13 protein-coding genes are annotated in these 17,198 nt (G+C 66.2%); 4 read left to right on the top strand and 9 right to left on the bottom strand.

Annotated elements, in window-relative coordinates:
- Positions 1-178 precede the first annotated feature (178 nt).
- From ACWDV4_RS20635 to ACWDV4_RS20615, 5 genes are all read right to left on the bottom strand, one after another.
- On the bottom strand, positions 179-2,848 hold the full coding sequence (locus ACWDV4_RS20635; protein WP_449981195.1) for a hypothetical protein: 2,670 nt from the start codon (positions 2,846-2,848) through the stop codon (positions 179-181).
- Positions 2,849-3,232: 384 nt separating this feature from the next.
- Entirely contained in the window at positions 3,233-6,832 is a 3,600-nt protein-coding gene (pglX, locus tag ACWDV4_RS20630; RefSeq protein ID WP_449981193.1) for a BREX-2 system adenine-specific DNA-methyltransferase PglX, read from the bottom strand.
- A 55-nt stretch (positions 6,833-6,887) separates the two neighbouring features.
- On the bottom strand, positions 6,888-7,292 hold the full coding sequence (locus ACWDV4_RS20625; RefSeq protein WP_449981192.1) for a PIN-like domain-containing protein: 405 nt from the start codon (positions 7,290-7,292) through the stop codon (positions 6,888-6,890).
- Positions 7,264-7,911: a DUF433 domain-containing protein gene (locus ACWDV4_RS20620; RefSeq protein WP_449981190.1), complete on the bottom strand. Its 648-nt coding sequence runs from the start codon at positions 7,909-7,911 to the stop codon at positions 7,264-7,266. The genes ACWDV4_RS20625 and ACWDV4_RS20620 overlap by 29 nt, the downstream gene beginning before the upstream one ends.
- 126 nt (positions 7,912-8,037) lie before the next feature.
- On the bottom strand, positions 8,038-8,277 hold the full coding sequence (locus ACWDV4_RS20615; RefSeq protein WP_449981188.1) for a winged helix-turn-helix domain-containing protein: 240 nt from the start codon (positions 8,275-8,277) through the stop codon (positions 8,038-8,040).
- A gap of 321 nt (positions 8,278-8,598) precedes the next feature.
- Between ACWDV4_RS20615 and ACWDV4_RS20610 the strand changes: the two genes are divergently transcribed.
- The 3 genes from ACWDV4_RS20610 to ACWDV4_RS20600 all read left to right on the top strand — a co-directional run bounded on the left by ACWDV4_RS20610 (position 8,599) and on the right by ACWDV4_RS20600 (position 9,869).
- On the top strand, positions 8,599-8,883 hold the full coding sequence (locus ACWDV4_RS20610; protein ID WP_449981186.1) for a DivIVA domain-containing protein: 285 nt from the start codon (positions 8,599-8,601) through the stop codon (positions 8,881-8,883).
- A gap of 60 nt (positions 8,884-8,943) precedes the next feature.
- Positions 8,944-9,264: a hypothetical protein gene (locus tag ACWDV4_RS20605; protein WP_449981184.1), complete on the top strand. Its 321-nt coding sequence runs from the start codon at positions 8,944-8,946 to the stop codon at positions 9,262-9,264.
- Positions 9,265-9,434: 170 nt separating this feature from the next.
- Positions 9,435-9,869: a hypothetical protein gene (locus ACWDV4_RS20600; RefSeq protein WP_449981182.1), complete on the top strand. Its 435-nt coding sequence runs from the start codon at positions 9,435-9,437 to the stop codon at positions 9,867-9,869.
- A gap of 40 nt (positions 9,870-9,909) precedes the next feature.
- Here the strand turns inward: ACWDV4_RS20600 and pglW are convergent, their stop codons facing one another.
- The gene (pglW, locus tag ACWDV4_RS20595; RefSeq protein WP_449981180.1) at positions 9,910-14,325 is read right to left on the bottom strand and encodes a BREX system serine/threonine kinase PglW; all 4,416 of its coding nucleotides are present in this window, start codon (positions 14,323-14,325) and stop codon (positions 9,910-9,912) included.
- A gap of 115 nt (positions 14,326-14,440) precedes the next feature.
- Here pglW and ACWDV4_RS20590 point away from each other — a divergent pair, with 115 nt between their 5' ends.
- Entirely contained in the window at positions 14,441-14,995 is a 555-nt protein-coding gene (locus tag ACWDV4_RS20590) for a hypothetical protein (RefSeq protein ID WP_449981178.1), read from the top strand.
- A gap of 58 nt (positions 14,996-15,053) precedes the next feature.
- Here ACWDV4_RS20590 and ACWDV4_RS20585 read toward each other — a convergent pair whose 3' ends face one another.
- Genes ACWDV4_RS20585 through ACWDV4_RS20575 form a run of 3 tightly spaced genes read right to left on the bottom strand, consistent with a single transcriptional unit; the run spans position 15,054 to position 17,190 of the window.
- Positions 15,054-15,722, bottom strand: coding sequence for a hypothetical protein (locus ACWDV4_RS20585; RefSeq protein WP_449981176.1), 669 nt, complete (start codon positions 15,720-15,722; stop codon positions 15,054-15,056).
- Positions 15,719-16,360 (bottom strand): hypothetical protein, encoded by a 642-nt coding sequence (locus ACWDV4_RS20580; protein ID WP_449981174.1) that lies wholly within the window; start codon positions 16,358-16,360, stop codon positions 15,719-15,721. The genes ACWDV4_RS20585 and ACWDV4_RS20580 overlap by 4 nt, the downstream gene beginning before the upstream one ends.
- On the bottom strand, positions 16,360-17,190 hold the full coding sequence (locus ACWDV4_RS20575) for a DUF6406 domain-containing protein (RefSeq protein WP_449981172.1): 831 nt from the start codon (positions 17,188-17,190) through the stop codon (positions 16,360-16,362). The genes ACWDV4_RS20580 and ACWDV4_RS20575 overlap by 1 nt, the downstream gene beginning before the upstream one ends.
- Between the last annotated feature and the right edge of the window lie 8 nt (positions 17,191-17,198).

Genomic DNA, 17,198 nt, shown 5'->3' with positions numbered 1-17,198 from the left:
ACTCGATACGACAAGCTGGCGGTCCGCTTCCAAGCCGTCCTGACCATCACCATCATCACCGAGTGGCTCTGACCAGCTTATGAAACACGCCTTAGTCCGGAGCAGGTAGACGCTTCAAGTGCTGAACTTACCAACGTTGACGCCTCGCGCTGTCAGACGACCGTCGTCAGAGCCTATGTCAGTGGCCGCGCCGGTTACGGCTCCGCTGGTGCCGTCGGACGTAGGTGAACCCTTCCGGCAGCGCCCGGTCAACGACCTCTGCCGTGTATACCGCTTCTCGATGCAGATCGACCTGTTCAGCCGAGGCTTGGGCTCCGGGAGGCAGCCGACGGACAAACCCCGTCACCCAGTGCCCACGACGGCGGGCACTCAGCGCTTCGTGAATCTCCCGGCGTACGGAAGGGTCAAGGGCCTCGACCTGAGGCACCCAGCGGAGCAGATCGCTTCGCACCTGGCCCGGACGAGGCGGGTACCAGGGACGTCCGTCCTGGTCCAGGCTTCCCTCCACCCGCTGGATACGCCCCGAACGGAGAAGCTGATCGACGGCGGCACCGATACGGCCCAGGCGACGACTCGGAAGGCCCAACTCCAGACAGTTCCGTTTCAGGGCATCCTCGGCGAGCGTGGCGGTGCCATCGACGCTCAAGTAGCCAAGTTTGCGGAGCGTACGCATAACCCAGCTCGTGTCGGAGAGGTCCGGGACATCCCGATCCTGGTCAGAGCCGGGAGCGACCTCCCGGGTGACGACCTGGGCGTCGTACCGGTGCAGGAACTCAAAGCCGTCCACCAGTTCAGGTTCGGGCAGCAGGGCCGTGCGAGCCGTAACCAGTGAGGTGCCGGCCCGCCATTTGAAGGTGACCAGGGTGCCAGGTAGTAACGTCTTCGGCCAGCGGATGCCGTCGAGTTCCCACTGACCACCACGGCCTCGGAGCGTCACATCGTGAGTGGAGGCAGCCGGGCCTGGCTGGCGGTCCTTGTGCTCTATGCGGAGTTGGAGCCGGAGCCCGTCCTTGACCCCCGTCGACAGGCCGTCAGGCAGACCGCACCATCCGCCGTCTAGGTGCATCCGGTATAGAGCCACCTGCCATACCAGGTCACCGCTACCACCAACGTTGCTAAGCCACCAGGCATGGTCGTCCTCCTCAGTCGGCCCGGTGAGTCGATGTCCCATCTCGCGACTGCAGTCGAGCAGAATCCGGTCGACCTCTGCTTTCGCCTCTGAGCTGGACACGACGCCGTGTCTAGCTCGCCACGCCAGCGCTGCGAGTTGTTCAGCAGCGAACGCTCCAGAGTGTGGCTGTGCGCAGGGATCCGCAGATACCGAAATCGACCACCAGCGTCCGGCCAGATCAACCAGTAGCGCCCGGCTCTGTTCCGACACGGTAAAGCCAAGGTCTGCCGGCACCATGCCCGAACGGAGGGCATGTTGGACGACCGCTGTCGCCTTCGCATCCCGGCAAATGATGTGAACCCTTGTTCCGCCGACAGCAAACTCCAGGGCCGTCCGACACAAGGCCTGCACGGAACTGTCGTGCGGGCCCGCGGACCGATCACTCCCCGTACCAAGCTCACCATCCTCGGTGATCCACCCGAACCCGAACAGGCCCGAGTCCGACTCCGAGTGCACCGCTACCACCGCAACTACGTCCGCCTTGTGGCTGGGGTGCCGAATCACATCCGAGCACACAAACCCATCCCCCTGGCAGCTGCCGACACTTGCCGGGGGTGCCGGCTGTCCGCCTGTCTGCTCGGGCCGCTGTGCTTTGACGAGGGACGCGACTTGGCCCGCGCAGTCGCGGCACGGATGTGGATTGTTGACCTTGGGACAGCGCGTACGGTGTTTGTGACACGCATCGGCAACAAGCTGGCCGAGCGCCGGATCAGACCGGCTGACTTCGCTGGCCGCCTCCGCGAGACAGGTTGCCCGAAGCTCCTGCGCCGGTATCTGCCGATGGGTCCGCACGACCCGCGTCAGCAGATCCTTCACGATCAAGGATGCCATCACGTTCCTGGCACCGGCACGGGCGTACGCCTCTGCGTCTGCTGCCAACCGCCGGTTGCGATCTTGATGTGCCCGCTCGGTGGCCCGTTCCTCGCGAACCTCCCGCAGCTGCTCCTCGAGCTTGTCAGCATGCGCTGCCCACCGCTCGACGACAGCGTGATGCGCCAGGAAATCATTCGGCTCGGTGCCCTGAGCATCGTCAAGCAACACCTGGGAAAACTGGTCGTCAGACATCTGCCGGAGACGGCGTACCTCGGTTGACAGGATCACTTCGGCGCACGTCGGGTCTACTCCGCTGCTGGCAAGCCAAGCCCAGAGTTGGCTAGCAGGCACGTCGATCCCGTCCGGCCTTAGGCCACGCCGTTTCAGCACCGCAGCCAAAGCATCTCGGAACGGCTTCCCGCCCACATGCCGCATCACCAGCGCATCCAAATAGTCGGGCGCTCGACCCGGGCGCCGGGCCTCGGCCAGTTCCTGCTCATGCTGAGTGTGCAGCTTGCGCATGACAATGTTGCGCTGCGCAGCAAGCTTGTTTTTGAGCCCCGTCAACCTGTGCTGCTTCTGACGGTTGCCCCTGATGAGCCGGGCCGCCAGTATCTCCCCGTCCACTAGAAGCTCCGCATATCGGAGCGCGGCGGCCATAACCTTCTCACCGGAAAGCGCCTTGATGGCCCCCCGCTCGTCGTGACTCAGCGTCACCCCCTCAGCCCGAGCCCTTAGGACACCAGCCAGCCTGCCGATGTCACTGCGGAGTCGCTCAGGAGTGACCCGCACGTCGGCCAGGGATGGCCGGGGCACAGCCTCGGATGACGACTGCTCCATCCCGGCGGGCTTGGTGTCTGCCATTGGCGCAGGGACTGCCCCTGTTCCCGATGGGCGGGGCTGCGATTCCCTTCGATCTTGCTCGGCGACCTGCGGCTCGCTACTCGTGGAGGCAGGGCGCTCCGCTTCCCCACGGGCGACGAGGTTGCCGTAACACCCGTTGCAGATCGGCGCCGACCAGTCACCATCGCGGATGTTGACCAGCCGGGACTTCTTATTCCTCTCGCAACGGCCACAGCGGAACGCCTCCATCGACTGAAGGCGGTACCGCTGCCACGGCCCACACGCCGAAAGCGTCTCGCTGATCTGCCAGCTGGCGGGCATGCTTGCGGTCATCGGTGCTCGCCTCCAGTTCGCGTCTCTGAAGCAAGGAACTCAGCGCGCGGATGATCTAGGGCGTGACCATCGCTACGCCTTGGCTTTTCGGCCGCGCGTCGCCTTGGCGGACCGCCATGACAACAGCGCCTCGTCCGTGAGCTGTAGCCGGTTCGTAGTCTCGGCCAGGAAGCCGGCATAGATGTCGGCTGGTGACTCCCCCCAGGCCGGGTCGAAGTCGCCGTGCCATTGGCGTACCCAGGGCAGGATCTCGCGCAACCCCGCGACCAGCGGCAACAGCCGGGCGGCGTCCCAGCCGTCCTCCTGCTCGCGGGCCACGATCAGGGTGGCCAGCGCCTGCGCCTGGTCGCGGTGGTCCCAGCCGGCCCAACCGATCAACAGCGACGGATCGCCGTCCCGGCTGGCACCGGGATAGGAGAGGAACCGCTCCTTGGGTACGTCCAACTTGCCCCGATGCCGCCAGTAGCTAGCCTTCAGAAAGTCCGCCGAGGCGTACTTCGGCGGTACCGGAATGTTCTTGCGGAACTCCCGCTTCGCGGCCTCGTCGGGCAGCGCGTCCTCCTGGCGCTGCAGGTCCCACACGTGCTCCCAGTCGGCCCGCTTGGCCAGCCCGGAATCCTTGTAGCGCAGAGCGGCCAAATGCGGCACATGCTCGTCAGCGACCAGATCAGCGATCACCTTGCCCAGGTCCTGGCCGGGGGCGTAGAGGTTTGCGACGGTGAGGACATCGGGGTCACGGCGTAGCTCGTCGGCAAGCTGGCCGGTGGTCAGCGGACGCGGCTGCTCCAGCCCGTCGACGTGGTGATACCACAGCTCGCGCGCCTCGCAGCGGTCCAACAGCCAGTCACGCAGCGCCTTGGCCTGCATCGCGTCCCAGCCCTCGGTGGCCCACCGCCGCTTGCACTCGGGCCGCTCGATCAGCCCGATGTTGCGGTTGTCTTCGATGACCGCGATCCGCCGCTCCACGATGGCCCGGTATTCGTCGGACCAGTGCGCCGGCAGCTCGGTGATCGGTGTCGACCCGTGCCGGGCGAACCACTGGGTCTCCACCTCACCGGCCGCCATCTTCCGGGCGAGCACGATCTCAAACGCCCGCTGCCCGAGCGACAGCATCGGCGGCCGGATGCTCTCCGACGCGATCAAATCCTCATCCAGTAGCCCGTAAAGGGAGTAGACCTGCCAGTCCAACTCCTCCTGCAACGAGATCATCGCCCCACGCACGCAGTGCCACTCGTAGGAGGCGGCATCCAGCCGCTCGCGCGTCGGCACCCCAGACCCTGCGACCGCCGCCGGGGTCACCGTCCCAAGCCGCTGCGTCAGCCCGTCGATCTCCCGGCTCAATTCAAGCGGGTACGCCTTCGGCAGCGGAAACTTCTCGACGTTGGTCCCGTTATATTGATGCCGAACCGTAAATTTTTCCGACTCAAGCCCTCGCTTGACGCCATTGCTTGGTTTATCCTGACATACCTGCTTGAGCCAGAAACAGGCGGTGGAACTGTTAAGAACACCAAGCAACTTTAGATGATCGTCCTCCAAGGCACCCTCGGGAAGTTTGATCACGGGTGCCGTCTGCTTAAAGACGTTCCCACCCCGATCCAGCACGAAGTGGTTATGAGTAGCCACCTCCCCAAAAACAATCGACAACAACATCTGATACCGCCCAGCCACCCAGCGATACCACGCCCACCACGGCCCATCTAGGTCAGCACGGGTCTCACCGTCAAATCCTGTAGTGGAACTGAGAACTCGACGCAGAGACCATAGATGCCTCCCCCATGATGTATCAATATCGAAGGGTACAAGCTTCCGGTCGTTACCATAGGGCACCAAGGCGTGATCTGCCGTAAAACCATCCCAATCACGAACCACCTCGCCAATAACCAACGGCCTAAATAGTGGGTCCGCTATTCTGATACGGCGGAACCAGGCCGGTGGCGCTATAAAGGCATCATCCTGCCCCGGGAAGCTCGCAAAGCCGATCGCGCCGCCAATGCGATGCCGTAGCGGCGAGCGCTCCCGCCGCTCTAGGGCCACCATGAGTTGCCTCGCCCCACCCCCGCTGAGGCTCCAGGGATGCATCGAGAGTTCCGCGCGTGGGGTATCCGCAGAGCTGACCCACTGGCTTTCCAGGCCAGGACGGTGAACCTGCTCTACGACAGCCTTCCAGACGTGGCCCTGGCTTGGGTCCACTGGCGCGTTCGGCTCGCCGCGGATCCCCATAACGGTGCGGATCGTCCCCGCTCGCTTTAAGTTCGTATTGCGCCCGATCATGATCACTGTCGGAGTGCCGTGGCCGGGGATGTATGCACCTGACGTGTCGATGACATAAGTCAGGTTGACCCGAAAGGCAAACAGCGTCTCGATCATCTTCTTACCAAACTCGCGCTTCATAAACGAGTTGGCGGTAATCTGACCGACGTAACCAGATCCCTTACCGTCGGGGCCCGCAGTCTTACCAAGATCGAAAAGTCGCTGAGCAAACGGCACGGACAGGGCATACTTACCGGAGCAGGTGTCGTACATGTCACGGTAGGCGTCGTTGAGGCCCTTATCCTTCACCGTGATGTAGGGCGGGTTACCAACGACAACGTGATACTGGCCAACGCTGAGGATGCCGGGATGGTCCTTCAGATCCTCGGTGGCATAGGCAAACTCCACCAGCGGGTTGCCGCTTGAATCAGTCCCTGGGATTGTGTCTTGCCGAGATTTGATCAGCGCGTCACCGATGGCAAGGTGCAGGGGGAAGATACGCCCGGCCGTGTCGGCGAGGCTCTTGAACTGGCAGGCTCGCAGTGCGGCGATCAGAAGACGAAAGCGGGCGATGGCAACTGCAAACGGGTTGATGTCGACGCCGTGCACAGCGTCCAGCGCGAGGCGTACGCGCTCGTGCGTGTCGCGGTTGGGGGCGTTCTTCTCCCACTCCTTCAACAGCCGGTGGAACGCGCCGAGCACGAAGTGGCCCGACCCGCAGGTCGGGTCGATCATTTTCACCACATCATGACCGAACTCGTCGATCGCCGGTGTCAGCGTGAGATCGAGAATGAACTCCTCCACGAACTCTGGCGTCTGAAGCAGGGCGTACGTCTTCCGGGCTGCCTCGGAGAGGTCCTGATAGAGGTCACCGAGAAAGCGGGTGTCCCACTCTGGGTCGGTGAAGTCGTGCACCAGGTCGCCGCCCTCGCCACGCCGCCGCCAGAAGCCAATCAGCTCCTTGGCCGCGTCGTGTGAGACGGGAATCTGGAAGAGCGGGTTGTGCCGCTTGTCGAACAGCGATTTGCAGGCCTGAGTGGCGGCGATCGCCTCGAAGCCCTGCAACAGCCAGCCTCGAAGCGTCTCGCCTGGCTGCTCACGGAAGAACTGTGCCCCGGCCTCCTCGGCGAGCACCAGCCGATCCCCCGGGCCGGCTAGGTAGGGGTCGCCCAGCAGTTCGTTGTCCTCGCAAAAGCGTACGAACACTGTGCCGAGCACCCATGCCACGGCGGCCTGGGTTACTCGCTCGTCCCGCCATGATGCCCAGGTGGCGGCGGTACGTTTCACCTCGAAGGCGTGGTCGTACTCGCCACGTAGTCGGAGGCGCACCTCCTCGACCGACTCAACCTGCTCACGCAGGTCTTTTTCCAGGAGCTTAACTTGGCGTTGCAGGTCGGTCAGAAGTTGCTTCCTGTCGATCACTAAGAGAGCCTAGCCCGCCTCCAATGGATCATCATCGACCAGTTGGCTCGGCATGTCAGGGCCAGCGTCGGACAACCCGGTCCTCATAGACGACGTAGAAACCAGCAGCGCCCGACACCGCGTAGCGCCAAATTTCCTCGCGATGCTGCTCGAACCGCTTCACCCGATCAGTCGTCAGCAGCTCGGCGCTGCTCAGGCAATGGATCGTCAGGTCGGCTGCTCTCACCGCGGAGAGGAGCAATGGCTGAGTGCGAATCCGCTTGTCCTGGGTAAGCAAGGTCCAGCCCTGACTCAGCCCGTGCTCTACCCACTCTGGATCGCTGACGAACTGGCCATCATCAGGGAAGAGATCAGCAACCAGATGGATCTTCCAGCCAGCCTCGATCAGCCGACGTGGCGCGCTTTTACCAAGGCACCGATCTACGAAGAACTCAGGCTGCGACTCGGACGACCGTTTCAACCTCGTCAACGGTCAGCCCGTACTCGTCTGCAACGACATCAGAGGACTCACCAGCACGCCACATCCCCACTACCGCGTCGACCGGGACCTTGGTGCGTGCGATGACGGGAGCCCCCCATCCGAACCTTGGATCGATGATCACCTCAGCCTCATCGGGATAGTAACGAAGCCGCAGGCTCACGGGGTACTCGTCGGACGTATCCCAGGCGATGTAGTTGAGGTAGTCGGCGATCACTTCTCGGATCGGCATCTGCTGGTCGCCCACACGGGCCAGCTCGTCGCTCTCCACGTAGTAGACGAAGATGTCTATACCGTCAGTGGCGATCCGTCGGTCAGCCAGCCCGTACGGGTTGCCGAATCTCTTACGGATCTCCCCAGCTGCGGCGCGGATCTTCCTCTTACTGAGCCCCAGGTCGCGAAGCGAACGCAAAACATACGCCTCGATGACAGCAACGAACGGCATGGACGGCCAGCCTCGCTTGACCGACGGCATGCTGTGCACCAGTGGGGCACCAGCAGCCTTCTCCGCCAGCCACTTATGCATCGTCCGATCGGGGATGCGCAGGTAACGGGCAGCGTCGGCAGGAGTGAGCAGGGCATCGTGCACCTTGTCGATCACCTCGTGCCTCCCTCCTGCGGTCGCCATTAGCATCGCACTGAAGCCTCTGGTTTACACGCTCTGCGCGAAGACAGCTACCCCGTGCGCCTTTTTGTCGCCTTCCCGACGAACCGCGTCAGATCAGACTCAAGGCTCGCGCATCCACGTCCGCTGGTCGGTGATGAAGATGCCCTTGCCCTGGTGCCGCCGGATCACCCGCAACGCCTCCAGCCGCACGTAGACCATCTGAATGGTCGATGAGCTGACCGCGAACCGGTCGGCCAACTCGGCAATCGACGGCAACTTCTCGCCCGACGCGATCTTCCCACTGCGTGCGTCAGCGGTGATCTCTTCGGCGATCCGGATGTAGTCAGGTGTCTGTGGCATGGCACTCCTCGCGTGGCAAGCCAATTTGATCACGAGAAGCGCATGGGAGACAACTGAGCGTTGCCTTCTGCAACTTAGGCATATATGGTTGATCGCGAGTCGCTCCTCGCGTGGCAACGAGATTGGCTCATCCCCTGGTCGGGGCGGGTATGGGCTGCCCGTCCCGACCCTCGGACCACCCCGCTGTCGTACGGCTGATCCGGGCTGCGGCGGCGGGGCGGGCGGGTCGCTCTCCCCTCGGCAAGGTGGGCGGCCCGCCCTTCCAGAGGCAGTCGATAAGCCCTGCCCCGAAGAGTTCCGGAAAGGACCGAGGTGGCTCAGGTGTATCGCAGTGGTCAGCCCTACGGGTCTGGCCAGCCGGACCGGCTGACCCCGCACGAGGTGCGCTCTCACGAGTTCGCGCCCCGACGACGTGGCGTCGACGCGGAGCAGGTACGCGCCTTCCAGCGCCGCCTCGCCGACGAGTTGGATTGCCTGCATCGGGAGCTGGCGTTAGCCCTGCGGGACAACAACCGGCTCAAGCGAGCCCTGCACGACTGGCAGGCCATGCACGAGCGGCAGTGTCAGCCAGCCCCGGACGGTCGCCCCAACGACGGCCACTGGTAGCCGCCCGTCGCGCTGCCTCCGGGCCTGCGCGTTGTCGTACTCGTCCTTATGCTCATCGAAGTGACCAGGGTGACGACGGAGCAGTTGACGGCGGCGCGGGGTTGTCTGCTTGGCCTCATGCTCGGTGACGCGATCGGCGGGACCGGCGGCAACGTGCCGCCCGACGGGCCACTGCCCGCTACCAGCGCCGGTCAGCTCGCCTGTTTCACGGTCGAAGGGCTGATCCGCGCACATGTGCGTGGCATGCACAAGGGAATCTGTCATCCGCCTTCGGTCGTGTGGCACGCGGATCTGCCCCAGCCACGGCCGCCGCAATACGCCGTCAGCAGGCGGGGTCACTTGAGCAGCCAACCGGCACGAGCATCGGAGCCCACGGCCTGACCCGGAGTTTGCCGGCCGGGCTCTGCGGCTGGTGGCAGTCGCCAGGAAAACTGGCTGCCGAAATCGCCGCCCTGACCCACCGTGGCGAAGCTACGGCGGCTGCTGCTCTCGGCGCCTCCCTCGTCCACTCACTGGCTACCGGCGAGCGAATCGACGTCACCGTTGAGCAAGTGGTCCGCGATGCCGGCCCCTGGTCGACGGTGGCGGAACGGTCGTTAGCTCCCGCGCTGGCCGCGGCCCGCTCCACGCCGGGGCAACCCGCAGAGTTGGCCCGGCTGGCACCCGACGCGAAGGCGATCTCGGCCCTGGCCGGCGGGGTGTACGTCGCCGCGTCCTTCCCGAGCCGGGAAACCATCCGGGACGCGCTGCGGTTCGCTGCCTCGGCTGCCGCCGGGGGCCACGTCGCGACGGTGGCTGGTGCAATGCTCGGCACGGCGCTCGGGCCGGACTCGCTGCCCGTCGACTGGCTGTCCCGAGTGGAACTGGTCTGGGTGGCCGACACGCTGGCCCGCGACCTTCTCCGTCAGGAAGCCGAAAGCCCATCCGGGGCGGACTGCAACCCGGGAACCGATCCGCACTGGTGGTCCCGTTACCCGGGCTGGTAGCCAATCGGTTGGTCGACCGGGCAGACCGATCCAAGCCGGATCAGGCGGTGGGCGAGCCGGTGAGAGCGCTGCGGTGGGCGTTGACCACCCAGGCGTCGGGCAGGGCGATCCACTCGTTGTCGCCGACCGGCACCACGACTTCGTCCAGTTTGGGGAGCAGCGCCGGATCCTCCATCGGGCACAGCAGCCACAGGTCTCCGGCTCCACTGCGGGCGGCGTCCGCCAGTTCGGCGAGCCGACTCATCGCGCGGTAGCGAGCGAGCAGCGCCGCGTCGTGCAGCAACACCGGACCGTCGTCACGGCGGAGCTCCTGCCGCAGTTCGGGGGCGGTGAGCCGCCACGCCTCCTCGACGTACTCGCCGAGTTTGATGGCCGGTCGGGTGCCTGGCTCGGCCAGGTCGGCCTTGAGCACCGTCTCCCAGGTCGGCTTCGGACGGGCATCAACCAGGGCCCGCAGGTGGCGCAGAAACCGGCCCGTCACGTCGACTGGTCGAGCACCGAACCGGCGGACCAACTCCTCCCGCGCCAGGGCGTATCGCGACAACCGGACGGTCAACACCCGGAATCCGCCAGCACTGGTCGTGCCCGTCAATCGCTCCTCGGCGCGCATCGCCGCCGCCAGCTCGGGTGACTCCGCCATCCATCGACTCGTCGGCGATGGCGTCGATGGCCGCCGCTGGATGATCGACATCGAGGATGAGCCGGCCCGGGGTGGCGGCGGAACGTAGACCTCGTCCTCGCTGTCCCAGCGCAGCTCGAACCCGGCCTCGTGCAACAGCCGGGCCAGCTTGGGATGACCTGGCAGCCTGTCGATCTCCGGAAACCGTGCATAGACCCGCTCGGTCACCTGCGCCGGGGTCAACCCCCGTCGCTGTTGGGTGCCGCTGACCGGCGGTACGACACCGGCCTGCGCCAGGCGCAACGCACGCACCGGGTCCAGGTCTTGCGGATAGATCTCCAGCCGGGCGTTCGCCCTGGCCCGCTCGGAGGCCACCGCGGCGAGCACCACCCGCCGACGGTCGTCGATCGCCTCAGCCGCGCCGCCGGGCGCGGTTACTGCCGCGAGGGTACGCAGCACCGTCGCCGGGCTGGGCAGCACTTCGCTGTCGGCGAGCCGGTCAGCGGCAGCACCGAGCGTGTCGGCGTAGTCGAGTAGCGCCGGAGCCGCCGGGGTGTCCGGGGCGTCGTCCTCGCCGACTTCCAGGGCCACCAGCAGCCGTTCGCCGTGTCGGCGCAGTAGCAGGCGGGGCTCCTTGGCCAGCGCGTCCACCTCCACTGCGGCGCGGACGGCTGCAAGCGCAACCGCATCGCGCAACGCTCCGCTCTTCACTGAGCCACGGCTGCCCAGCAGCGCCGCTGCCAACTCACCGACGGCCATGACCCGACCGCCGTCGCGCAACAGCTCCACGATCTGGGTACGGAGGCTGGCCACGACTGGTGTCTTGTCCCAGCGCTTGCGCTGCTCGCCGAGAATCTGGGTGATCCGAGCCGGGGTGACATCGAGCAGTTTGGCCACCTGGGAGTGCTGGGGCCAGGGCGGGAGCGCAGGCAGTGCCCCGGTGGAGTCAGGCAGCCCGAGCAGTAGCCGGATGGCCTCGACGTTGGTGCCGTTGCGGCCCGCCCGGACCGGCACCAGCAGGGTGGCGATAGCGTCCAGTCCCACCCGTACCGGTTCGATGTCGCCGTGCTCGGCGCTGCTGGTCTCGGTGGCGACCTCGGCCTCGGCGGCTTTCCGATCGGCTGCCGAGTTCGGAACCGTCTCCTGCTCCCCCAGCCGGTGCCGCCACTCCCGGACCCGCCGCTGCAACTCCTGCCGGGTTCGCGCGCCGAGCCCGGGCAGATGCGCCAGCTTGCTGGCTACCACGAGCAGGTCGCCAACGGTGTTGGCGTCCAGCCGGTGCGCCGCCGACACCGCGCGCAGAGTGAGACCTGCCGCCTCCAACGCTGTCGCCCGGTGCGCCTTCGCGGCCGCCTCGTCGCGGACAGCTTCCGCGCTCTCCTCGTCGAGCTCCTCGGCGGAGGCTTCCGGGTGGTCGGTGCCTGCGGGCGGGCTCGCGTCGGATCGGCGGAAGACCTGCTGCCAGGCGTCGCGCATGCTCCTCAATGACCCGAACCGGGATCGCGCATCGCGATGTAACGCCTGGTGGAAGAACTCCACCAGGCCGTCACGGATCGCCGGGTCGAACGCCTCGGTGGCCAGCACCGGCGACCCCTCGGTCAACTGTGGCTCGGTGCCACCGTCGCCCCAGACCGGCAGCTCCCCGGAGGCCATTTCGTGCAGGGTGACCGCGAGGGCATACCACTCGGCGTGCTTGTCATAGCTGGGCCGGTTGGCGGCACCGAGAAACGGGTCCAGATAACGTGGAGTGCCGGCGGTGATCTCCTTGACCGAGACACCAGCCAGCGAAAAGTCGAAGAGCACAAGCTGGCGCGTACGGTTCGGCCGGATCCGGATCGCGATGTTGTCCGGCTTGATGTCCCGGTGGTAGACCCCCTCCCCCTCCAGGTAGTCAATCGCCCCGAAGAGGTAGTCGCTGTAGGTCTCCAGCTCGTCGACGGTGAGTCGGCCCTCCTCGCGCAACTTACGGGCCAGGGTGTGGTCACCGGCGTGCTCCAGGACCACCACGGTCCGGTTGGCAATTTCTAGCGGCTCTGGTCGGGCCAGCCGGATCACCCGCGAGTCGGCCAGTGGGCCGAGCACCCGGGCTTCCCGGGCCAACCGGTCGGCCTTCTCGTCGGAGAGGCCGACCTTCAGCACCTCGTCCCGTTTGGTGCGTTCGTTGTGGGCGAGGAAGGCTCGGCAGGTCGATCCGGTGCCGAGTCGCTTGCGGATGGTCCATTCCCCGACCTGGTCGCCGGCGCGGGCCTCCAACGGGTCGACCGGCTCCGGCTCGCGCTCCTCTGGATGTACGGACACTGGAGGCGGCGCGGTCAGCTCGTCCTCCAACTCCGTGAGGAGTTCGAGGAAGTGGGCGACAGTGGTGAGCCGCTGACCCGGGATCGGGGCGGTCGCTTCGTGGATCAGCTCGTCGGCGAACTCGGATACGGAATCGGCCACAGCAGCAGCACGCAGGCCGTTCTCCTTGGCCAGTCGGCCCAGCAGCTCGGTGCGCTTGGTTGCCGGTGGCTGGCCAGTCAGGATCAGGTAGGCCAGCGCACCGAGCCCGAAGATGTCCATCGCCACTGGATCAGGCGCCGATGTGGTCAACTCGGGTGCGAGGTACGCCTCAGCCGAACGCTCCACGTGTGCGACGGCGTGTGTCGAGACCGAGACCTGGTCCGCCCCGCTGCTTGACCCACCTATCGAGTCCGCCGACCGGGTAGCCACCTGCCAGTCGCTGATCTGCAACTGCGGGGTCAGCCACGCCTCGTCCTCGCCGCTCTCCTTGCGTCGGTGGGCAGGCGTCACCAGAACACTTCGCGCGGAGAGCGCACGGTGGTAGAGGTGCCGGCCATGGGCATAGGCGACGGTTTCCGCCAGTTGGCGGATCATGGTAAGTCGGCTCCCCGGGTCGAGCCGGTCGCCGTACTGGCCCATGTAGTGGTCGAGCCGAATGGAACGCGGATCGTGCCGGAATACCAGCGCCGGACCGGCCTCATGCGACTCCATCGAGTCGACCTGGACGATACCGGGATGGTTGATACCTTCTAGGACCCGCATCTCCCGTTTCGCGGCCCGTTCAATGCTCTCTCGCTCCGCGTCGGCGGCGTTACGCTCCACCAGGTAGATCCGTACCCGACGATGAAGCCGGTCGACTTCCCGATGCCGGGCATGATGATCCTGCCAGGTCGGCCCCACATCGAACGGAGCCGATTCCAGGTCCCACGCACCGAGCTGGTAGTGCCGCCGGCTTCGGGCGATACCGACCGAGGCCAGCAGCTCTGGTAGCGCCCGCGAAACCTCAGTGGTGACCCGGTACCGCTCATCCTGTGGGGGTCGGAGAAGCAGGCCGGAGCCGATCGGCGGTAGTGGGCCCGGCGGCTGACCGGAGCCGGATTCGGGTCCGAAAATGTTGTGCAAATGATGGTCGGACAGCTGCACGTTCAGACCGGGCCGAGAAAGGAAGACGGCGGCCTGCACGAACGGAATCCTCGGCCGGTCATGCCGCCGATTGGCTGCGGTCTGCAGCAACGACTTGAGTTTCTTGGCCTTCGCATCCGCCAGGTGTAGCGGGTTGTCGAAGGTACGCGTGCTGCCAGGGCCGGCGAGAATCCAGTTGGAGCCGCTGGAGAACAGGCGCCCGGTCAGACTCTTGACCTCGATCAGATAGAGCCCACCAGGGGTGGCAACCAACAGGTCCACCTCGTAGGGGTGACCAGTCTGTGCGGTGAAGGTGAAGTTCGACCAGGCACGGTAGACCCCACTATCCGGCAGCAGCCCCTGAATGTGAGCCAACGCCTCCCGCTCGCGCGTGAACTGCGACGGCGTGACCGTTGTCCACCTACCCTCGTGCACGGCACCGATCCTAGAGGACATGCCTCGAAGTAATCGGGTACCGACGTCCCGCGACCATGGCCGGTTCCTGCCGCGTGGGCAACCAGCGCTATTCGATCATCGGTACGGTATGGCCATGGTCTTGCCTGTCAGCCGTACGAACATGGAAGCCCACCTCTACATGGACCTGCACCCCTGCGCCTGCGGGGAGTTCCGATTCACCCGGAAAAGTGCGGTAACGGCGTTGGAGGATGGTGACCTGGCCAGCCGCTACACCGGTGAGTGCGCCCGATGTGGCCAGCCGCGGGAGTTCGTCTTCCGACTGCCGGCCGAGATCAGCATGCCGCCGGGCGGTAACGCGGTCAGCTACGGAGGGAACGAGCCGTCACAGCTCATCGACCCTGGCCAGTGGATCGGGGTCGCCGACTCCTACACCTCGCAGGTGCCCGGAGACTTCGCCCGGCTCGACAGTGAGCAGCGCAGGCGGGCGAGGGCGATCCTGACTCGGGCCACCGCCGCAGTCGACGAGGTGCTCAAGTTCATCCCCGATGACGCCGACGAGGTGCCGGCCGCTGCCTTCACCAGCGAGCGGGGTCGTCAGACGTACGCGAAGGAACCCGGCCGGTTCCGGCGGAACCGACTGGTCGCGGTCCGCGACGCCTACGCGGGGATGGCCAGCCAGCTCGCCTGACCGGCGCACCGTACCGACGGCCCGCACCCAGTAGCCGCGCGCCCGGCCGAAAGCTCGGTCAGGCGCGTGGCGCCTCGTCCAGGCAGGCGGCGTTGATGCCGATCAGCAGCGGCAACGCGGTCAGGAAGATCCCGAGGACGTACTCCGGGTCATGCTCGCGCTGGTCCTCGACCCCCGCCTGCGCACCCGCGTCTGCGAGCGCTACGCAGACGTCCCACAGGCTGCTTCCGGCGCTGCTCCACTGCCACACCTCGTGTACAAGGGTGGGCACCCGGAGCACCGGCTGCACTCCGAACAGCCCGATGCCGTAGTGCAGCGGATCCTCGGGGGTGTTGCCGAGGGAGAGCATCAGCGGCAGCACCCGATGCACCCGGGCGAAGTCGACGGAGTCCGGCGTACCCGGGGTGACCTCGGCCAACAGGCCGTCCTCGAAGGACTCTGCCATGACGGGAGTCGGGTCGGCCACGGCCAGGTTGCGTGCCGCGTCCACCACCGCCGTACGGGTCCATGGCCGGTTCGCTTCGTCCGGCGGCTGGTGCGCCGCCGCCCAGACGGCGAACGCCTGCTCCTCCTCCAGGGTCACCGAGAGTCGACCGATGCTCAGCGAGTGGTACTTCGCCGGAGCACCCACCGACGGATGGAAGACCCCGGTGTAGCGACCCACCGGGTACACCAGCGGCTCGGTGGAGATCGTGTCCATCGCGGTCATCCTCGTCGTCTCGGTCACGGCAGGGGCTCCAGGTAGACCACGCTGGTGGTCAGCAGGTGGTGCAGGGTGCTGAGAAGCCCGGCGAGCATCCGCTCCGGATCGATCAGGTCGGGGTCATCGCCGCCGGCCCGACGCTCCTCCTCGGCGAGCGACTCGCACATCGTCCACAGGCTCTCCCCCGACGGGCACCGCTCCCACAGGTCGTAGACGCTGCGGGTCACGCTGACCAGCGGACGATCGTAGAAGCCGATGGAGTACAGCCACGGTTGCTCGCTGCTGTTACCCAGGCCGAGCATCCGGGCCCCCATCCGGTGCCGACGGGCGAACTCCACCGCGCCCGCCGTCCCCGGGGTGACCTCGGCGGCCAGGCCCTCGGCGAACAGTTCCCGCAGCAACAGGTCCACGTCGTCGCCGGGCAGATGTGCGACCGCTGCCTCACGCAGCGCCGCCATCGTCCAGGGCTGCTCGGCAAGCTGGTCGGCTTGGCCGTGCGCCAACGCCCACACGGTGAACCGAGCGTCGTCGAGTTCCCACACCTCGGTGCCCAACCGCACCCGGTGATAACGGTCGGTCGACCCGGCGGTCGGGTGGAACGTACCGAAGAACTGCCCGACCGGCAGCAACAGCGTCGGCGGCGCGGACTGGGTCGTCGTCATCAGGGCTGGTCCCATCGGTGGGGGTCGTCCGGGTCAGGGTAGTTGATCTGCGCCGGCGGCAGTTCCGGCACGGGCTGCAGACGACCGATGAAGTAGGTGATGTCCTCGGCCAGGTAGACCAGCCGTCGCTCCCGATCCGCAGCGCCCGCCGCACCGAGCGGTCCGCGCATCGCATCTTCCGGCAGGATCCACACCGAATCCCCGTCCGGGTGGTCGGTCTTGACGACCAGCAACCCACCGGACGGTACGGCGATCACCAGGTAGGTCCGGGACAGCCAGGTGTCCCGGTGCATGCGCTGCGCCGACACCAGGTCGAAGGTCGGATACTGCGGGTGTACGCCGAGCAGCGGGCGCTCCGGCATCAGCGTGAACGGCAGGCCGGCGACGTAGTGGTCACTGGCCGGGGCAGCCCCGTTGTTCTCTGCCAGCCACCTCCGGTAGCTCGGCGGAAGTGGCTGTCCCAGTTCGGCCTCGACCATGCGCAACCGCTGCTCGTCAAGCTTGCCGTACGGGCTCAGCCGGGCCGACACCCAGAGGTGGCCGCGCGGCTGGTCCTGGGGTTCGTCCTCGTCCACTCGGCGGACGGTGACCTCCCACCGGTCGGCACTTTCGAAGTCGACGTCGGCGAACCGCCAGGTCTCGTCGCCGACCGGAAAGGTCTCGCCGAGTGCGACCCGGAAGCTGTGGCTGTCCTGACTGCCGGTCGGCATGACGATGATCTCGGCGCTCACCGGCTGTTCCGAGGTCACCCAACCCACGCCCAACCGAGCCGGACCGAGGTCCATCGGGACGTTGTTGGGGATCACCACGAGATTCGTGAACGACCGCACGGTACTTT

It is taken from the genome of Micromonospora sp. NPDC003197, assembly GCF_053590565.1.
The sequence above is the reverse complement of the archived record's forward strand: the minus strand, read 5'-3'. Positions and strand labels throughout refer to the sequence as shown.